The organism is Streptomyces sp. NPDC058052, assembly GCF_042885515.1.
Taxonomy (GTDB): domain Bacteria; phylum Actinomycetota; class Actinomycetes; order Streptomycetales; family Streptomycetaceae; genus Streptomyces.
Genome location: NZ_JBHVRX010000007.1, coordinates 135,492 through 151,082, shown reverse-complemented (window position 1 = coordinate 151,082; position 15,591 = coordinate 135,492). Strand labels below are relative to the sequence as shown.

Genomic DNA, 15,591 nt, shown 5'->3' with positions numbered 1-15,591 from the left:
CTCTCGTCATGCAGGTGATCCAGTCCACGAAGCTCGCCAACGTCTGTTACGAGATCCGGGGCCCGGTGCTCGAAGAGGCGATGAGGCTCGAAGCAGCGGGTCATCGCATCCTCAAGCTGAACACCGGCAACCCGGCCGCGTTCGGCTTCGAGTGTCCGCCCGCGATTCTGGAGGACGTCCTCCGGAACCTCTCCGAGGCGCACGGCTACGGCGACGCGAAGGGGCTGCTCGCGGCCCGCCGGGCGGTGATGAGCCACTACGAGACCAAGGGCATCCACCTCTCCGTCGAGGACATCTATCTGGGCAACGGCGTCTCCGAGCTCATCCAGATGTCGATGCAGGCGCTGCTCGACGACGGCGACGAGGTCCTCGTCCCGGCCCCCGACTACCCGCTGTGGACGGCCTCGGTCTCCCTCGCGGGCGGTACGGCGGTGCACTACCGCTGCGACGAGCAGTCGGACTGGATGCCGGACCTCGCGGACATCGAGCGGAAGATCACCGACCGCACCAAGGCGATCGTGATCATCAACCCGAACAACCCGACCGGGGCCGTCTACGACGACGAGATGCTCCGCTCGCTCACCGACATCGCCCGCCGGCACGACCTGGTGGTCTGCTCGGACGAGATCTACGACAAGATCCTCTACGACGGCGCCACCCACACCCCGACCGCGGCGATCGCCCCGGACCTGCTCTGCCTCACCTTCAACGGGATGAGCAAGAACTACCGGGTGGCCGGTTTCCGCTCCGGCTGGCTCGCGGTCTGCGGCCCGAAGCACCACGCCTCCTCGTACATCGAGGGGCTGACGATCCTCGCCAACATGCGCCTCTGCGCGAACATGCCGGCCCAGCACGCGGTGGCCGCCGCGCTCCAGGGCCGCCAGTCGATCGAGGACCTGGTCCTGCCGGGCGGGCGGCTCCTGGAGCAGCGGAACACGGCGTACGAGCTGCTGACCTCGATCCCGGGCGTGACCTGCGTGAAGCCGAAGGGCGCGCTGTACCTCTTCCCGCGCCTGGACCCGAACGTCTACAAGGTCAAGGACGACCGGCAGATGGTCCTGGACCTGCTGCGGGCCGAGAAGATCATGGTGGTGCACGGGACGGGCTTCAACTGGCACGAGCCGGACCACTTCCGGATCGTGACGCTGCCGTCGGTCGCGGACCTCACGGACGCGGTGACGCGGATCGGGCGCTTCCTGGACGGCTACAGCCAGCCTTGACCGGCCCTTGAACCGGACCCTCATCAACTTTAGACAGAATCTAAGCTAGGATGGCCTTCGAGCAGTCAGGAGGTCGTCCCCATGTACGAACCGATCCGCACCAAGTCGGTCCACACGACGACCGGCGACCCCGGCGCGTACCCGCACCGCTCCCGCGAGGAGGAGCTGGACATCCAGCTCGCCGGCCACCTCGCCGCCCTGCTCGCCGTGACCGACGAGCTCGGCGACGGCGAGGGCGGCGAGCGGATCGCCCGGCAGGTGGCGCGGCTGCGCGGCGCACCGCCCGCCCGCCACGCCGGGCTCAGCGGCGCCTCCCCCGAGGCCCTGCACCGCAAGGCGCACGCCCTGGCCGGCCGCGCCCTCGTCGTGGCCGCCTCCCGCGCGGACACCTCCGCCGCGATCCTCGCGGCCGAGCGGATGGACGCGCACACCGCGGCCCTGACCGGGGACTCCCTGGTCGCCGCCCCCTGACGGCCCCGGGCCGCGCGGCACGAACCGCGCGGCCCGGGCGCCCTCCACCCGCCGTCTTCCGGCGGGCCCCCCTCCGGTTCCCTACCGGGATCGGTCCTTCACCGCCCGTCCACCCAACTCCCCCTGGAATGTGGGTTTCCGCGAGCACTCTGCCCGCGTGAGACGCATTCTCGGAATCGTCCTGGCCGTCCTGCTCCTCGGCGGCGTGGCCGCCGTCCTCGTGACGGGCGGCGATCAGGACAAGGGCACGGCGACGAAGACCGTGCGAGGAGTCATCGGCTCGGAGAAGAGCGAGTTCTTCGCCGACCCCGACGTCGTGAAGGCCCTGCAGGCCAAGGGCCTCACCGTGCGCACCGAGACCTCCGGGTCCTGGGACATGGAGCAGCTCCCCCTGAAGGGGTACGACTTCGCGTTCCCGTCCTCGAAGGGACCGGCCGACGAGCTGCGCGCCAAGGCACCCGACAAGGCCACCGCCGCACCCCTGCGCCCCTTCTACTCGCCGCTGGTGGTGGTGGCGCACAGCAACGCCGCCCGGGTCCTCGCCGGCAACGGCCTGGCCACCCTCGGCGCCCGCGGCACCAGCGGCATCCTGAAGATGGACGCCTATCTGGCCGCCGTCCGCGCCGACCGCAGCTGGCAGCAGCTCAAGGGGGCCGCCGGCCACGCCGAGCTGAGCGGCACCCTCTTCATCACCTCCACCGACCCGGTGGCCTCCAACTCCGGCGCGCTCTACCTCGCCGCCGCGAGCTACGTCGCCGACGGCGGCCGGGTCGCCGACGGCAAGGAGGCCGTCGGCCGCACCGCCCCGCTGCTCCGCAAGCTGACCCAGGTCCAGGGCGCCCAGCAGACCGGCTCCGACGCCCCCTTCCGGGACTTCGTGAGCGGCGTCGGCAACCCCCTGGTCCTCGTGTACGAGTCCCAGGTCGCCTCGCAGCTCCTCGCCGACCGGCCCATGGGCGACCTCGTCGTGCTCTACCCGGACACCACGGTCAACAGCGACCACACCCTCGTCCCGCTCACCGAGGGCGGCAAGGAGCTGGGCCGGCTGCTCTCCGAGGACCCGGAGCTGCGCCGGCTCGCCGTCCGGCACGGCTTCCGGCCACAGGGCGCCGCACCCGAGTTCACCGAGGCCACCGGCAAGCACGGCGAATACCTCAACCAGACACTGACCGGGGTCCGCCAGGCGCCCGTGCCCACCGGCGCGGTGCTGCGCGACATGGCGCGGCGGGCCCGTGACCAGGGGGGCACCGCATGACCGAGCACACCGACCCGCGCGCCGGCGGGCAGCCCCGGAACCCGTACGCGGGACCGCCGGAGAGCACCTTCGTCCTGACCCCGCCCGAGCACGACACCCCGCTCGTCCTCACCCCGCCCGCCCCGGCCCCCGTGGTCCGCGCCGAGCAGGCGTCCGGCCTCGTGCCGCTGGACGACGCGGCGCGCACCGAGATGTCCCGCCGGGCCGCGGAGTACGTCGGCTCGCTCGCCGGACTCGACCCGCGCTCCCCGGAGTTCGCCGGCCGCATCGGCGAGATCGCCTCGCTCGGCACCGGTGAGATGCGGGCCGCCGCCCAGCAGTCCAACCGGATGCTGGACCGCACCGTCCGCTCCCTCGGCCAGGGCGGCGGCGACGCCTCGGCCCGCGTCGGCTCCTCCCTGGTGGAGCTGCGCCGGACCGTCGAGGACCTCGACCCGCGCAACGCCCCCGCCAGGGGCGCCCGGCGCCTCCTGGCCAAGCTGCCCGGCGGCAACCGGTTCCGCGACCACGTGGCCGCGTACGCGTCCTCGCAGGCCACCCTCAACCGGATCGTCGGCTCGCTCCGCGGCGGCCAGGACGAACTCCGCCGCGACAACGCCGCGTTGCAGACCGAGCGGGCCCGCCTCTGGGAGACCATGGGCAAGCTCCAGGAGTTCGCCGTCCTCACCGAGGCCCTCGACGCGGCCGTGGAGCAGCGGATCGCCGGCACCCACGACCCTGCGCAGGCGGACGCGCTCCGCGCCGACGTCCTCTTCCCGGTCCGCCAGAAGCACCAGGACCTGCTCACCCAGCTCGCCGTCTGCGCCCAGGGGTACCTGGCGATGGACGTGGTCCGGCGGAACAACGACGAACTGGTCAAGGGCGTGGACCGGGCCGCGACGACGACCCTGTCGGCGCTGCGGATCGCGGTCATGCTCGCCTCCGCCCTGGAGAACCAGCGCAAGGTCACCGAGCAGGTCGATGTCCTGCGCGCGACCACCGAGGACCTGATCCGGGGCAACGCCGAGATGCTCTCCACCCAGGCCGGCGAGATCCAGCGGATCGCCGCCGACCCGGCGGTCGGCGCCGAGACCCTGCGCACCGCCTTCCAGCAGATCTACCGCACGCTCGACGCCATCGACACGTACAAGGTCCGGGCGACCGAGGCGATGGCGGCGACCGTCTCCTCCCTCACGAGCGACCTCCGGGAAGCGAGCGCCCACGTGGACCGCAGCCGCCGCAGCGCGCTGGAGGGTGGTTCCCCCGCATGAGAGGCCGCACCCTCCACCGCCTGCTGGCGGGACTCGCGCTCACCCTCCTCCTCACCTCCACCGCCGGCTCCTGCGGCACGACCGACAACTCGGCCGGCGGCACCGGCGAGCGGTTCGACAAGAGGGACGGCACGCCCGCCGCGCCCGGCACCCTCCGGGTCCTCGCCTCCTCCGAACTCGCCGACATGGCACCGGTCCTGGAGGACGCCCGCAAGGCCACCGGCGTCACCGTCCGCGCCACCTACGCGGGCACCCTCGACGCCGTCGAGCAGATCGCCTCCGGCCGGGCCGAGAAGGAGTACGACGCCGTCTGGCTCTCCTCCAACGACTACCTCAGGCTCCGCCCCGACACCGCCGGCCGGATCACCAACGAGACGCCGGTGATGACCTCCCCGGTGGCGCTCGGCGTCCGCCCGGAGGTCGTCGCCCGGCTCGGCTGGGACCCGCGGAAGGTCACCTGGTCGCAGCTCCACCAGGCGGTCGCCGCCGGGGAGCTGACGTACGGCATGACCGACCCGAAGCGCTCCAACTCCGGTTTCTCCGCGCTGATCTCCGTCGCCTCGGGCCTCTCCGGCGCCCAGTCCGCGCTCCGCGACCAGGACGTCGCCCGGGCCACGCCGAAGCTCCGCGAGTTCTTCACCGGCCAGAAGCTCACCTCCGGCTCCTCCGGCTGGCTCGCCACCGCCTACGGGCGCCGCACCGACGTCGACGCGCTCGTCAACTACGAGTCGGTGCTGCTCTCCACGCCCGGCGCGCTCACCGTGATCCGCCCCTCCGACGGCGTGGTCACCGCCGACTACCCGCTCACCCTCCTCACCGCCGCCCCCGCCGGGGCCAAGGAGTCCGCGCAGCGGCTCACCGCCTACCTCCGCACCCCGGAGGCGCAGCGCCGCATCACCGCGACCACGCTGCGCCGCCCGGTCGTCGCCGGCGTGGACCCGTCGCCCCGGCTCGACCGGGGGCTGCGGCGCGAGCTGCCCTTCCCGGGCAGCCGGTCCGTCGCCGACGGCCTGCTCGACGCGTACGACAACACGCTCCGCCGGCCCTCCCGCACGGTCTACGTCCTGGACACCTCCGGGTCGATGGGCGGCGAGCGGCTGGCCCGGCTGAAGGAGGCGCTGGCCGAGCTGACCGGGGACTTCCGGGACCGCGAGGAGGTCACCCTGATGCCCTTCGGCACCTCCGTGAAGACCCGCGAGGTCCGCACGTACACGGTGGACCCGGCGGACCCGGCGAAGGCCAGGGACGCGATCCGCGCCGACGCCGGGCGGCTCACCGCCTCCGGCGGCACCGCGATCTACTCCAGCCTCACCGAGGCGTACCGCAGCCTGGGCGCCTCCCCCCGCGACACCTTCACCTCGATCGTGCTGATGACCGACGGCGAGAACACCGACGGCGCGGGCGGCGGCGACTTCGACACCTTCTTCCGTGCCCTCCCCGCCGCACAGCAGCGCACGCCCGTCTTCCCGATCCTCTTCGGCGACTCCGACCGGGCCGAGCTGGAGCACATCGCGGACCTGACCGGCGGCAAGCTCTTCGAGGCGGCGGAGGGCTCCCTGAACGGCGCCTTCGAGGAGATCCGTGGCTACCAGTAACCCGGTGCTCCGCTACGCGGAGTCCCGCAAGAACCTCACCGGCTGCGCCTGCGGCCTCGCCGGTCTGGGGCTCACCCTGACCGGCGCGGCCGGCGCGCTCTGGCCGCTGGTGGTGCTCGGCCTGTACGCGGCGGGCGCGCTGATCGCCCCGCCCGAGCGGCCCGGCGCCCCGGACTTCCCGAGCGCCGGCGAGCAGCTGGAGTCGCTGCGCGCGGACCACGCCACACTGCGCGAGTACCTGGCGGAGGTGGAGCTGCCGGAGGCCGCCCGGGAGCGGCTCGACGAGCTGGACGCGCTCTTCGAGGCGCTGCTCGAACCGGGCTGGGTCAGCGACCCCGAGCACCTCCACGTGCTGGCCCGCGCGGTGCGGCAGGACGTGCCGGAGGCGGTCGACGCCTTCGTGCGGACCCGCTGGTGGTCCCGGGTGAATCCGGGCTCCGAGCCGCCCGAGCGGCATCTGGAGCGGCAGCTGGCCGCCCTGCGCGAGGAGGCCGGGCAGATCGCTGCGGCCCTCCAGGAGGCGGAGGAGCTCCGCCAGCGGGCGCACACCCGCTACCTGGAGGACCGGGGCGCCTGAGCCGTACGGGGACGTGCGCCGGCCCCGGAGCCTGAGGGGGCTCCGGGGCCGGCTGCGTCGTGGTGAACCGTCGTGACCCCACTGGTCAGGGCGGAATGTCGGGGCAGCCCACCACGAGTCTCGATACCGCTACGGGATCAGCCCAGGCGCTCGACCAGCGCCTTGTACTCGTCCCACAGCTCCTTCGGGGTGTGCTCGCCGAAGGTCTCCAGGTGCGCGGGGACCAGACCGGCCTCCTCGCGCCACACGTCCTTGTCGACGGTGAGCAGGAACTCCAGGTCCTCGTCGGCCAGGTCCAGGCCGTCGGTGTCCAGGGAGTCCTTCGTCGGCAGGACGCCGATCGGGGTCTCGACGCCCTCGGCCTTGCCGTCGAGGCGCTCGACGATCCACTTGAGGACGCGGCTGTTCTCGCCGAAGCCGGGCCAGACGAACTTGCCGGCGTCGTTCTTGCGGAACCAGTTGACGTAGTAGATCTTCGGCAGCTTGGCGGCGTCCGCGGAGGCGCCGACCTTGACCCAGTGGGCCATGTAGTCGCCCATGTTGTAGCCGCAGAACGGCAGCATGGCGAAGGGGTCGCGGCGCAGCTCGCCGACCTTGCCCTCGGCGGCGGCGGTCTTCTCGGAGGCCACGTTGGCGCCGAGGAAGACGCCGTGGTTCCAGTCGAAGGACTCGGTGACCAGCGGCACGGCGGAGGCGCGGCGGCCGCCGAAGAGGATCGCGGAGATCGGGACGCCCTTGGGGTCCTCCCACTCGGGGGCGATCGTCGGGCACTGGGCGGCCGGGACGGTGAAGCGGGCGTTCGGGTGGGCGGCCGGGGTCCCGGACTCCGGCGTCCAGTCGTTGCCCTTCCAGTCCGTGAGGTGCTTGGGCTGGTCCTCGGTCATGCCCTCCCACCAGACGTCGCCGTCGTCGGTGAGCGCGACGTTGGTGAAGACGGAGTTGCCCCAGAGGGTCTTCATGGCGTTGGCGTTGGTGTGCTCGCCGGTGCCGGGGGCGACGCCGAAGAAGCCGGCCTCGGGGTTGATGGCGTAGAGGCGGCCGTCCTCGCCGAAGCGCATCCAGGCGATGTCGTCGCCGATGGTCTCGACCGTCCAGCCGGGGACGGTCGGCTCCAGCATGGCGAGGTTGGTCTTGCCGCAGGCCGACGGGAAGGCGGCGGCGACGTACTTCGCCTCGCCCTGCGGCGGGGTCAGCTTGAGGATGAGCATGTGCTCGGCGAGCCAGCCCTCGTCACGGGCCATGACGGAGGCGATGCGCAGGGCGTAGCACTTCTTGCCGAGGAGCGCGTTGCCGCCGTAGCCGGAGCCGTACGACCAGATCTCGCGGGTCTCCGGGAAGTGCGAGATGTACTTCGTGGAGTTGCACGGCCACGGCACGTCCTCCTGGCCCTCCGCGAGGGGGGCGCCGAGGGTGTGGACGGCCTTGACGAAGAAGCCGTCGGTGCCGAGCTCGTCGAGGACGGCCTGGCCCATGCGGGTCATGGTGCGCATGGAGACCGCGACGTACGCGGAGTCGGTGATCTCGACGCCGATGGCGGAGAGCGGGGAGCCGACCGGGCCCATGCAGAAGGGGACCACGTACATGGTCCGGCCCTTCATCGAGCCGCGGAAGATGCCCTCGGAGCCCGCGAAGAGCTCCTTCATCTCGGCCGGGGCCTTCCAGTGGTTGGTCGGGCCCGCGTCCTCCTCCTTCTCGGAGCAGATGAAGGTCCGGTCCTCGACGCGCGCGACGTCGGTCGGGTCGGAGGCGGCGTAGTACGAGTTCGGGCGCTTCACCGCGTCGAGCTTCGTGAACGTTCCCTTGGCGACGAGCTCCTCGCAGAGGCGCTCGTACTCGGCCTCGGAGCCGTCGCACCAGACGATGTTGTCCGGCTGGGTGATCTCGGCGATCTCGTTCACCCAGGAGACGAGCTCCTGGTGCTGGGTGGGAAGGGGAGCCGCGTTGTCGCGCGCCACGATTGCTCCTTGTTGAGGGGTGTATTCGCTGTATGCCCCGTGGGGGCTGCGACCCGGATGCGTCGTAGCTGCTCATCCGGTGCCGACCGCACTCATTTGATCATCCGATGGAAACGCCCATATGTCCAGGGGGGTGCACACGTGAGCATCGCCACTCATATCGAGGACCTACGGGGGCGTAGGTACGATTCGGTGTCATGACTGCAGCCACGCCGGAAGTGACCCCGGTCGAGCCCGTTCCGACCGCCCTGGCCCCGTCGCTCCCGATCAAGCCACGCCTCAGGGGCTGGCTGCACGCGGGCATGTTCCCCGCCGTGATCGTCGCGGGACTGGTCCTGGTGGCCCTCGCGGACACCCCCCGCGCCCGCATCGCCTGCGGGATCTACGTGCTCACCGCCTGCCTGCTCTTCGGCATCAGCGCGCTGTACCACCGCGGCAACTGGGGCCCGCGCGGCGAGGCCGTCCTGCGCCGCCTCGACCACGCCAACATCTTCCTGATCATCGCGGGCACCTACACCCCGCTCACCCTGCTGCTGCTCCCGGACTCCACCGCGAAGCCGCTCATGTGGGCGGTCTGGGCCGCCGCGCTCGCCGGCATCGCCTTCCGCGTCTTCTGGGTCGGCGCCCCCCGCTGGCTCTACACCCCCTGCTACATCGCGATGGGCTGGGCGGCCGTCTTCTTCCTCCCCGACTTCATGCGGACCGGCGGCATCGCCGTCCTGGTCCTCGTCGTCGTCGGCGGCCTGCTCTACAGCGCCGGCGGGATCATCTACGGCATCAAGCGCCCCAACCCGTCCCCGCGCTGGTTCGGCTTCCACGAGGTCTTCCACTCCCTCACCCTCGCCGCGTTCATCGTCCACTACGTCGGCATCTCCCTGGTCGCCTACCAGTCCTGACCAGGCAGAATGACCCCATGTCCAAGGGCCTGAGGGAACGGAAGAAGGAGCGGACCCGGGCGGCGATCCGCCGGGCCGCACGCGCCATCGCCGCCTCCCACGGCTGGGAGGCGGCCACCATCGAGCGCATCGCAGCCGAGGCCGAGGTCTCCCCCTCCACCGTCGTCCGCTACTTCCCCGTCCGCGAGGACATCGTCCTCACGGACGATGCCGACGACCACCTCGAAGCCCTGCTGCGCGCCCGCCCCGCCGGCGAGGAGCCCCTCGAATCGCTCCGCGCCGTCCTCACCGAGGCCATCGGCACCGCCCTGGAGGCCGACCCGGAGGAGATCCGGCTCCGCGCCCGCCTCATGGCCGGCACCCCCGCCGTCCGCGCCCGGCTCACCGACACCACCGCCGAGACCGGCCGCCGGCTCGCCCGCGCCCTCGCCGACCGCACCGGCCGCGCCCCCGACGACCTGGAGGTACGGGTCTTCACGGCGGCCGTCCTCGGCGCGCTCCGCGAGGCCACCCTCTACTGGGCCGAGCGCGGCCTCGCCGAGGACCTGATGGCCCTGCTGCACCGCACGGTCGACACCCTCAAGGCCGGGCCGGGGCTCCCAGCGCGCCCCTGACCACCTCGGCCGAGCGCGGATTGTCCGCGCACCCCCACACCCCGTGCGGGCAGTAGTCGGTCACCGTCTGGTAGACGGGCCGGTAGGCGGCGAACCAGTCGAGCATCCCCCGTACGTACGCCGGGTTGTCCCCGTTCCGGAAGAGCCCCCACTCCGGGTACGAGACGGGCTTGCCGTGCGCCCGGGCGAAGGCCACGTGGTGCGCGAGCCCGTACTCCTCGCTCACCTGCTCCTCGAAGGAGACGCCCTCGGGCTGGTCGTAGGCGTCCATCCCGATGATGTCGACCACGTCGTCGCCCGGGTAGCACTCCGGCCACGGCACCGCGTCCCGCCCGCGGCTCGGCGTGAAGTCGAAGCGGAACCGCTGCCCCCCGACCCCGCGGAGCGCGCCGACCGCCGACCGCCAGTACGCCTTCCAGGCCGTCGGGTCCGGCCCGCAGCGGTGCCCGTAGGTGGTGCCGTTCATCTCCCAGCCGAGCACCAGCACCGCGTCCCCGAGGCCGTGCTCCACCAGCCGTTCGCCGAGGGTCCTGAAGTGCGCGTCGAAGGCGCCGGCCGCGCCGCGCCGCAGCCCGTCACGGACCTCCGCGTCGGTCAGCCCGGCCTCGTTGCGGTCCATCATCGGCACGTTCAGCACGAAGAGCCGCCCGGGCCGCCCGGCCTTCCACCGCGCCCAGGGCGCGAAGAGCGCCGGATGCCCCTCGATGTTGGCCCACCGGTCGCCCGGGAGATAGGTGTGCCCGACCCGCAGCTCGCCGCCGCCCAGCCAGTCCTGCACCCCGGAGATCCGCCGCACCCCCTCCTCGTCGGAGCCGGTGAAGAACCCGGAGGGCACCTGGGCGAGTGGTACGGGGGCGGGCGTGGCCCGGGCCCCGGTGGGCCGCTCGCCGGGCGCGAGCCGCCCGGGCAGCAGCAGGAGCGCGAGAACGGCCGCGAGCAGCACCAGGAGTGCGGCCCGCGGCCACGCGGAGGGACGGCTCACCTCAGCCGGTCCAGAAGTCCCACCAGCGGGTCAGGATCAGCATCCCGATGATCCCGATGTGCAGGACGGGCAGGGCGAAGGCGAAGTCGCCGAGGAAGCCGCGCACCGCCGCCGGGGCGGGCAGCACCCCGGTGCGCACGTTGTGCGCCGTGACGTACCAGAACATGGTGACGGTGGCCGCCCAGGCGAGGCAGCACCACAGGCAGAGCGCGTTGATCTCGTACAGCGACTGCTGCATCAGCCAGGTGCAGAAGCCGACGCCGAACAGCATCCCGCCGTTGAGCCCGAGCCAGAACCAGCCCCGGTGGCGGGCCCCCGAGAGGAGTCCGGCACCGACGGCGACCACGACGCCGTACGTGACGAGGCCGAGCATCGGGTTGGGGAAGCCGAAGACCGCCGCCTGCTCGCTCTTCATGATGTTCCCGCAGGACACGACCGGGTTCAGGCTGCACCCCGGCTGGAAGCCCGGGTCCTCCAGGAGCTTGAACTTGTCGATCGTGATCACCCACGCGGCCAGGATCCCGGCCGCCCCCGTGACGATCAGCAGCCAGCCGAGCCCCCGGCTCGCGCCGACCGTCCCGTCCGGCCGCCCGCCGGCCTCCGCCGGGCGGTCCTCCTGCCGCGGACCGGGCAGACCGTCCCGTACCCCGAGCGTCGTCATCGCGCCGCCCCTTCCGCTCAGCCCTGCACGCGCCGGACGGGCAGCAGCACGTGGGCGCAGTCCGCGAGCGTCTCCTCGTCGGAGACGAAGGCACGCAGCTTGTCCTCGTCCACCGGCCGGCCGGGGACGCCCTCGGCCCAGGGACGCACCGAGCAGAGGAAGTAGACCTTGCCGGCCTCGCGGGCGGCGGCCTGCCACTCGTCGGGCACCGGGCACTGCACCTTCAGGAAGGGGAGGGTCAGCACCGCGGTGCCGGCCTCGACGAGCAGCGTGGCGCTGATCCCGGCGTCCTTCTCCAGGTCGAAGAGCCGGTCGCCGACGGAGAGGCTCATGGACTCCAGGGCCGCGCGCATCGCCTGTTGACCGGCCTCCGGCCCGTCGCGGCCGTCGCCGAGGGAATACGCCATGAGGAAAGGCGTGCCGGCGGAGTCTTCGGTGACTTCGCTGGACCACGGAATCACCGTGAGCGTGCCCAGCGGAGAGACGCTGCGCGCCTCGGAAAGGACGTGGGGAGTGGTCATGGAACGGGATGCTAGTGGGGCAACCACCCTTTCCCCGTACCGAATTCACTCATCCGGCCGACATTCGCCCGCTCGAACTCCCGGCCGCAACGAACACGGGTTTTCATCGTTGTGCCCTGAGGCCACCTTGTCGACGCCAGGAGATCGCCGATGCCTTTCCCGCGCCGTGTCGCCCTCCGGTCCCTGTTCGCCCTGGCCGTCACCGCCGCCACCGGCGGTGTCCTCGGCCGGATCGCCGCCCGCTCCCCCGAGACGGCGGCGGCCGACCCGTACGCCTTCGACGAGATGTACGCGGGCCGCCGGATCCGCGGTCTCACCGGTCCGGGGGGCGAGCCGGTGGCCCTGGTGGACGGCCGTCCGCTGCACCTGATGCGGTGCGCGGGCGGCGGCTGGGTGACCCCGCTCGACCACTACGCGTCCTGTCCGACCCCGCTCACGGCCACGCGCGCGGCCGTGGACGCCGCGGGGCCGGCCCCGCTCTCCCGGTACGCGGCGGGGCACGGCCTCCACTCCGACCCGACGGGAGGGAACCCGCGTGGTGTACACGCGTAAGAACCAGCGCGATCTGACGGCGTCCGAGCGCCGCCGGTTCGTGGCCGCGGTGCTCGAACTGAAGCGCCGGGGCACGTACGACGAGTTCGTCCGCCTGCACATCGACCACTACACGGCCGACGGCGCCGGCCGGCTGCGGACCGCCCACATGGCGCCGAGCTTCCTGCCCTGGCACCGGAAGTTCCTGCTGGAGTTCGAGCGGGCGCTGCGCCGGATCGACGCGACGGTGTCCGTCCCGTACTGGGACTGGACCCGGGACGCCTCGCCGGCCTCGTCGATCTGGGCGGAGGACTTCATGGGCGGCAACGGCCGCCGCTCGGACCTCCAGGTGACCACCGGCCCCTTCGCCTACGCCAGGGGGAAGTGGACGGTACGGCACGCGATGACCGAGATCTCTTATCTGACCAGGGACTTCGGGCGTCCGCGCGATCCGATCGCACTGCCGACGACGGCCCAGCTGGACGAGGTGATGCGGGAGCGGACGTACGACACGGCCCCCTGGAACTCGACCAGCCCGTCGGGTTTCCGCAACCGTCTGGAGGGGTGGGCGTCCGGTACGGGCAACGAGCGCTTCCGGATCCACAACCGGGTGCACCGCTGGGTGGGCGGTCTGATGCTGGGCGGCGGATCGGTGAACGATCCGGTGTTCTGGCTGCACCACTCCTACGTGGACCTGCTGTGGTCGCGGTGGCAGCAGCGCAATCCGGGGGCGGCGTACCTGCCGGCGGAGCCGCCGCCGCTGGGCGACGCCCAGTACCGGAAGGTGGTCGCGCGCCACCAGCCGATGGCGCCGTGGGGCGTGACGCCGGCGGAGATGTTCGACCACGCGCAGATCTACCGGTACGCCTGACGGGGTGGTGGTACGGCCCCGGACGCGGGCGTCCCCCCGGCCCTGGTGGGGTCGGGGGGACGTCCGGGGAGACGCGGGGGCCGGTTCAGCCGCCGTAGCCGCCGTGGCCGTTGTCGTGCGGGGCGTCGATGTTGGCGCAGCTGTTGCCGAAGGCCGGGTTCAGCAGGCCGATGACGTTGACGGTGTTGCCGCAGAGGTTCACCGGGACGTGGACCGGGACCTGGACGACGTTGCCGGAGGCGACACCGGGCGAGTGGGCGGCGACGGCCTCGGCGCCCGAGTCGGCGACGGCCAGGCCGGCTCCGGTGAGGGCGACGGCACCGGTGCCGGCCAGAACGGCGGCAGCCTTGGCGATGCGAGACATCAGAACTCCTTGAATGGGTCGAGCGACCGCAGGGATCACGGCCGTCACTTCCGTTCAACGCCGCACCACGGGCCGGGTCACGGCCTTTGGGCCGAACGGGAGGGGGAAATCGGAAAAGCCCCGAGAAGCGGGCGGGGAAGTGGCCCGCGGTCCGGTCGCCGCCCGTCGTCGGATACGACGGGCGGCGCCCCGGACCGCGGGCCGCGGCCATGCGACAAGCCTTCCGGTGCAACGACGGAAGACCCTTGCGGTAGCGGGGAAGAATCGTGTCTTCACCCGCGCGGACCGCATCCGTACAGAATTCCGAAAAGGAGGGGTGGAGGGGGAATGGGGTCAGCCGCGGCCGGGGGCGAGGCCGAGCTGGGAGTCGAGGGCGCCGCTGAGCGTGGGGGCGACGACGCCGAGCTGCGGCGGGGCGAGATCGGGCAGGCCGGCCAGGCCGTCGCCGCGGGGGGCCTCGACGGGGTTGCCCAGGACGGCGCCGGGGGTGGCGGCCTGCATCTCGGAGTGCGGGGAGGCGAGGAGCGCGCGGCCGGGCTCGCTGCCCTCCAGGAGCTCGGGGAGCGGGGCGTCCACGACGGTCTCGGGCAGGGTGCCGGTGAGCGGGACGCTGGGCAGGGCGACGTCGGGCAGCGCGCCGAGGCCCTTCTGGAAGCCGGTGGGGGCGCCGGGCACCGGCACGGGGACGCCGGTCGCGACGGTGGGGGCGTCCATCGGCAGAACCGGTTCGAGGCCCTGGAGGGGGACGACCAGCGGGGCCTCGACGGCGGCGGCCGGGACAGCCATGGCGGCGGAGGCGAGCGCGGTCACGAGGAGGCCCAAGCCGGCCTGGGAGCGCAGAGTCATGCCGGGTGAACGAGCCTCTCGGCCGAAACGTCGCGCGGGGTTCCCCCATGTGCAGCAATGCCGGAGGCCCCCACCGGTGAGGGCGGGGGCCTCTGTTGACGTCACGTCAGGGGTGGTGGACGTCAGTGGCGACGGTTGCGGACCAGGCGTCCGCCGCGGAGCTGGACGACGGTGCCGCCGATGATGAGGGCGGCGCTGACGGCGGCCGCTCCCCACAGGGCGGGATCGCTGCCCGTGTCGGGGAGTTCGGGCCTGCCGGGACCGCCGTGCGGCGGCTTGGTGGGCGGCGTCGTCGGCTCACAGCCCGGCTTCGGCTCCTCGCACTCCCCCGGCGGGGTGGTGGGCGGAGACGTGGTGGGCGGCTTCGTGGGCGGGTGCGTCGGCGGAGTCGTCGGCGGCTTCGTCGGAGGCTTGGTCGGCGGGTGCGTCGGCGGCTTCGTCGGAGGCTTGGTCGGAGGCTTGGTCGGCGGAGTCGTCGGCGGCTTCGTGGGCGGAGTCGTCGGCGGCTTGGTCGGCGGGTGCGTGGGGGGCTTGGTGGGCGGAGTCGTCGGCGGCTTGGTCGGCGGAGTCGTCGGCGGCTTGGTGGGCGGAGTCGTCGGCGGCTTGGTCGGCGGAGTCGTCGGCGGCTTCGTGGGCGGAGTCGTCGGCGGCTTCGTCGGCGGGTGCGTGGGGGGCTTGGTGGGCGGGTGGGTCGGAGTGGGCTCCTCGCCGTAGCCGCCGTCGGGGTCCTCCGCCGCGTGGGCACAGAGGTCTCCGACGGCCGACGCCACATGACCGCCCAGGTCCATGCTCGCGCCGCAGAGTTCCGGCGGGAGCGGGGCGTGGACATGGCCGTTGCCGGGTCCCGGCGTGTCGCCCGTGCCGGGGTGCGCGTTCGCGGCCAGCGCGAAGCCGCCGGTCAGCGACAGCAGTCCGGTCGCTGCCGCCGCGGTGAGTACTTTCCTGCTGATGATGGACCGCATACCGCTCTTCCTCGGGAGAA

General features: G+C 72.7%; 17 protein-coding genes. 10 read left to right on the top strand and 7 right to left on the bottom strand.

Annotation, left to right across the window (positions count from 1 at the left end; translation table 11 throughout):
- Positions 1-8: 8 nt before the first annotated feature.
- From ACFVU3_RS12660 to ACFVU3_RS12635, 6 genes are all read left to right on the top strand, one after another.
- The gene (locus ACFVU3_RS12660) at positions 9-1,220 is read left to right on the top strand and encodes a pyridoxal phosphate-dependent aminotransferase (RefSeq protein WP_390065874.1); all 1,212 of its coding nucleotides are present in this window, start codon (positions 9-11) and stop codon (positions 1,218-1,220) included.
- An 81-nt stretch (positions 1,221-1,301) separates the two neighbouring features.
- The gene (locus ACFVU3_RS12655; RefSeq protein ID WP_390065873.1) at positions 1,302-1,691 is read left to right on the top strand and encodes a hypothetical protein; all 390 of its coding nucleotides are present in this window, start codon (positions 1,302-1,304) and stop codon (positions 1,689-1,691) included.
- A 130-nt stretch (positions 1,692-1,821) separates the two neighbouring features.
- Positions 1,822-2,946, top strand: a complete 1,125-nt coding sequence (locus ACFVU3_RS12650; RefSeq protein WP_390065872.1) for a hypothetical protein — start codon at positions 1,822-1,824, stop codon at positions 2,944-2,946.
- On the top strand, positions 2,943-4,196 hold the full coding sequence (locus ACFVU3_RS12645) for a toxic anion resistance protein (RefSeq protein WP_390065871.1): 1,254 nt from the start codon (positions 2,943-2,945) through the stop codon (positions 4,194-4,196). Before ACFVU3_RS12650 ends, ACFVU3_RS12645 begins: the two co-directional genes overlap by 4 nt.
- A complete protein-coding gene (locus tag ACFVU3_RS12640; RefSeq protein WP_390065870.1) occupies positions 4,193-5,791 on the top strand; it encodes a substrate-binding domain-containing protein in 1,599 nt (532 codons plus the stop codon). Before ACFVU3_RS12645 ends, ACFVU3_RS12640 begins: the two co-directional genes overlap by 4 nt.
- Positions 5,778-6,368, top strand: coding sequence for a hypothetical protein (locus tag ACFVU3_RS12635; RefSeq protein ID WP_390065869.1), 591 nt, complete (start codon positions 5,778-5,780; stop codon positions 6,366-6,368). Before ACFVU3_RS12640 ends, ACFVU3_RS12635 begins: the two co-directional genes overlap by 14 nt.
- A 137-nt stretch (positions 6,369-6,505) precedes the next feature.
- On the opposite strand, the gene ACFVU3_RS12630 is transcribed toward ACFVU3_RS12635, so the two are convergent.
- Complete coding sequence (locus tag ACFVU3_RS12630) at positions 6,506-8,323, bottom strand: phosphoenolpyruvate carboxykinase (GTP) (RefSeq protein WP_390065868.1); 1,818 nt, start codon at positions 8,321-8,323, stop codon at positions 6,506-6,508.
- A 197-nt stretch (positions 8,324-8,520) separates the two neighbouring features.
- Between ACFVU3_RS12630 and ACFVU3_RS12625 the strand changes: the two genes are divergently transcribed.
- Entirely contained in the window at positions 8,521-9,219 is a 699-nt protein-coding gene (locus tag ACFVU3_RS12625; protein ID WP_390065867.1) for a hemolysin III family protein, read from the top strand.
- Between the two features lie 17 nt (positions 9,220-9,236).
- Positions 9,237-9,833 carry a TetR family transcriptional regulator gene (locus ACFVU3_RS12620; protein ID WP_390065866.1) on the top strand — a complete coding sequence of 199 codons (597 nt, stop codon included), beginning with the start codon at positions 9,237-9,239 and terminating at the stop codon, positions 9,831-9,833.
- Here ACFVU3_RS12620 and ACFVU3_RS12615 read toward each other — a convergent pair.
- The 3 genes from ACFVU3_RS12615 to ACFVU3_RS12605 are packed head-to-tail and all read right to left on the bottom strand — an operon-like array spanning position 9,799 to position 11,997.
- Positions 9,799-10,815, bottom strand: coding sequence for a glycoside hydrolase family 26 protein (locus ACFVU3_RS12615; RefSeq protein WP_390065865.1), 1,017 nt, complete (start codon positions 10,813-10,815; stop codon positions 9,799-9,801). The genes ACFVU3_RS12620 and ACFVU3_RS12615 overlap by 35 nt on opposite strands.
- Before the next feature lies 1 nt (position 10,816).
- The gene (locus tag ACFVU3_RS12610; protein WP_390065864.1) at positions 10,817-11,476 is read right to left on the bottom strand and encodes a vitamin K epoxide reductase family protein; all 660 of its coding nucleotides are present in this window, start codon (positions 11,474-11,476) and stop codon (positions 10,817-10,819) included.
- 17 nt (positions 11,477-11,493) lie between these two features.
- A complete protein-coding gene (locus ACFVU3_RS12605) occupies positions 11,494-11,997 on the bottom strand; it encodes a DUF5949 family protein (RefSeq protein WP_390065863.1) in 504 nt (167 codons plus the stop codon).
- 150 nt (positions 11,998-12,147) lie between these two features.
- Between ACFVU3_RS12605 and ACFVU3_RS12600 the strand changes: the two genes are divergently transcribed.
- The gene (locus tag ACFVU3_RS12600; RefSeq protein WP_390065862.1) at positions 12,148-12,549 is read left to right on the top strand and encodes a tyrosinase family oxidase copper chaperone; all 402 of its coding nucleotides are present in this window, start codon (positions 12,148-12,150) and stop codon (positions 12,547-12,549) included.
- Positions 12,533-13,399, top strand: coding sequence for a tyrosinase family protein (locus tag ACFVU3_RS12595; protein ID WP_390065861.1), 867 nt, complete (start codon positions 12,533-12,535; stop codon positions 13,397-13,399). The genes ACFVU3_RS12600 and ACFVU3_RS12595 overlap by 17 nt, the downstream gene beginning before the upstream one ends.
- An 85-nt stretch (positions 13,400-13,484) precedes the next feature.
- Here the strand turns inward: ACFVU3_RS12595 and ACFVU3_RS12590 are convergent, their stop codons facing one another.
- From ACFVU3_RS12590 to ACFVU3_RS12580, 3 genes are all read right to left on the bottom strand, one after another.
- Positions 13,485-13,763 carry a chaplin gene (locus ACFVU3_RS12590; RefSeq protein WP_376462743.1) on the bottom strand — a complete coding sequence of 93 codons (279 nt, stop codon included), beginning with the start codon at positions 13,761-13,763 and terminating at the stop codon, positions 13,485-13,487.
- Positions 13,764-14,096: 333 nt separating this feature from the next.
- Complete coding sequence (locus tag ACFVU3_RS12585) at positions 14,097-14,609, bottom strand: hypothetical protein (protein ID WP_390065860.1); 513 nt, start codon at positions 14,607-14,609, stop codon at positions 14,097-14,099.
- A 122-nt stretch (positions 14,610-14,731) separates the two neighbouring features.
- Positions 14,732-15,571, bottom strand: coding sequence for a hypothetical protein (locus ACFVU3_RS12580; RefSeq protein ID WP_390065859.1), 840 nt, complete (start codon positions 15,569-15,571; stop codon positions 14,732-14,734).
- Positions 15,572-15,591: the final 20 nt, after the last annotated feature.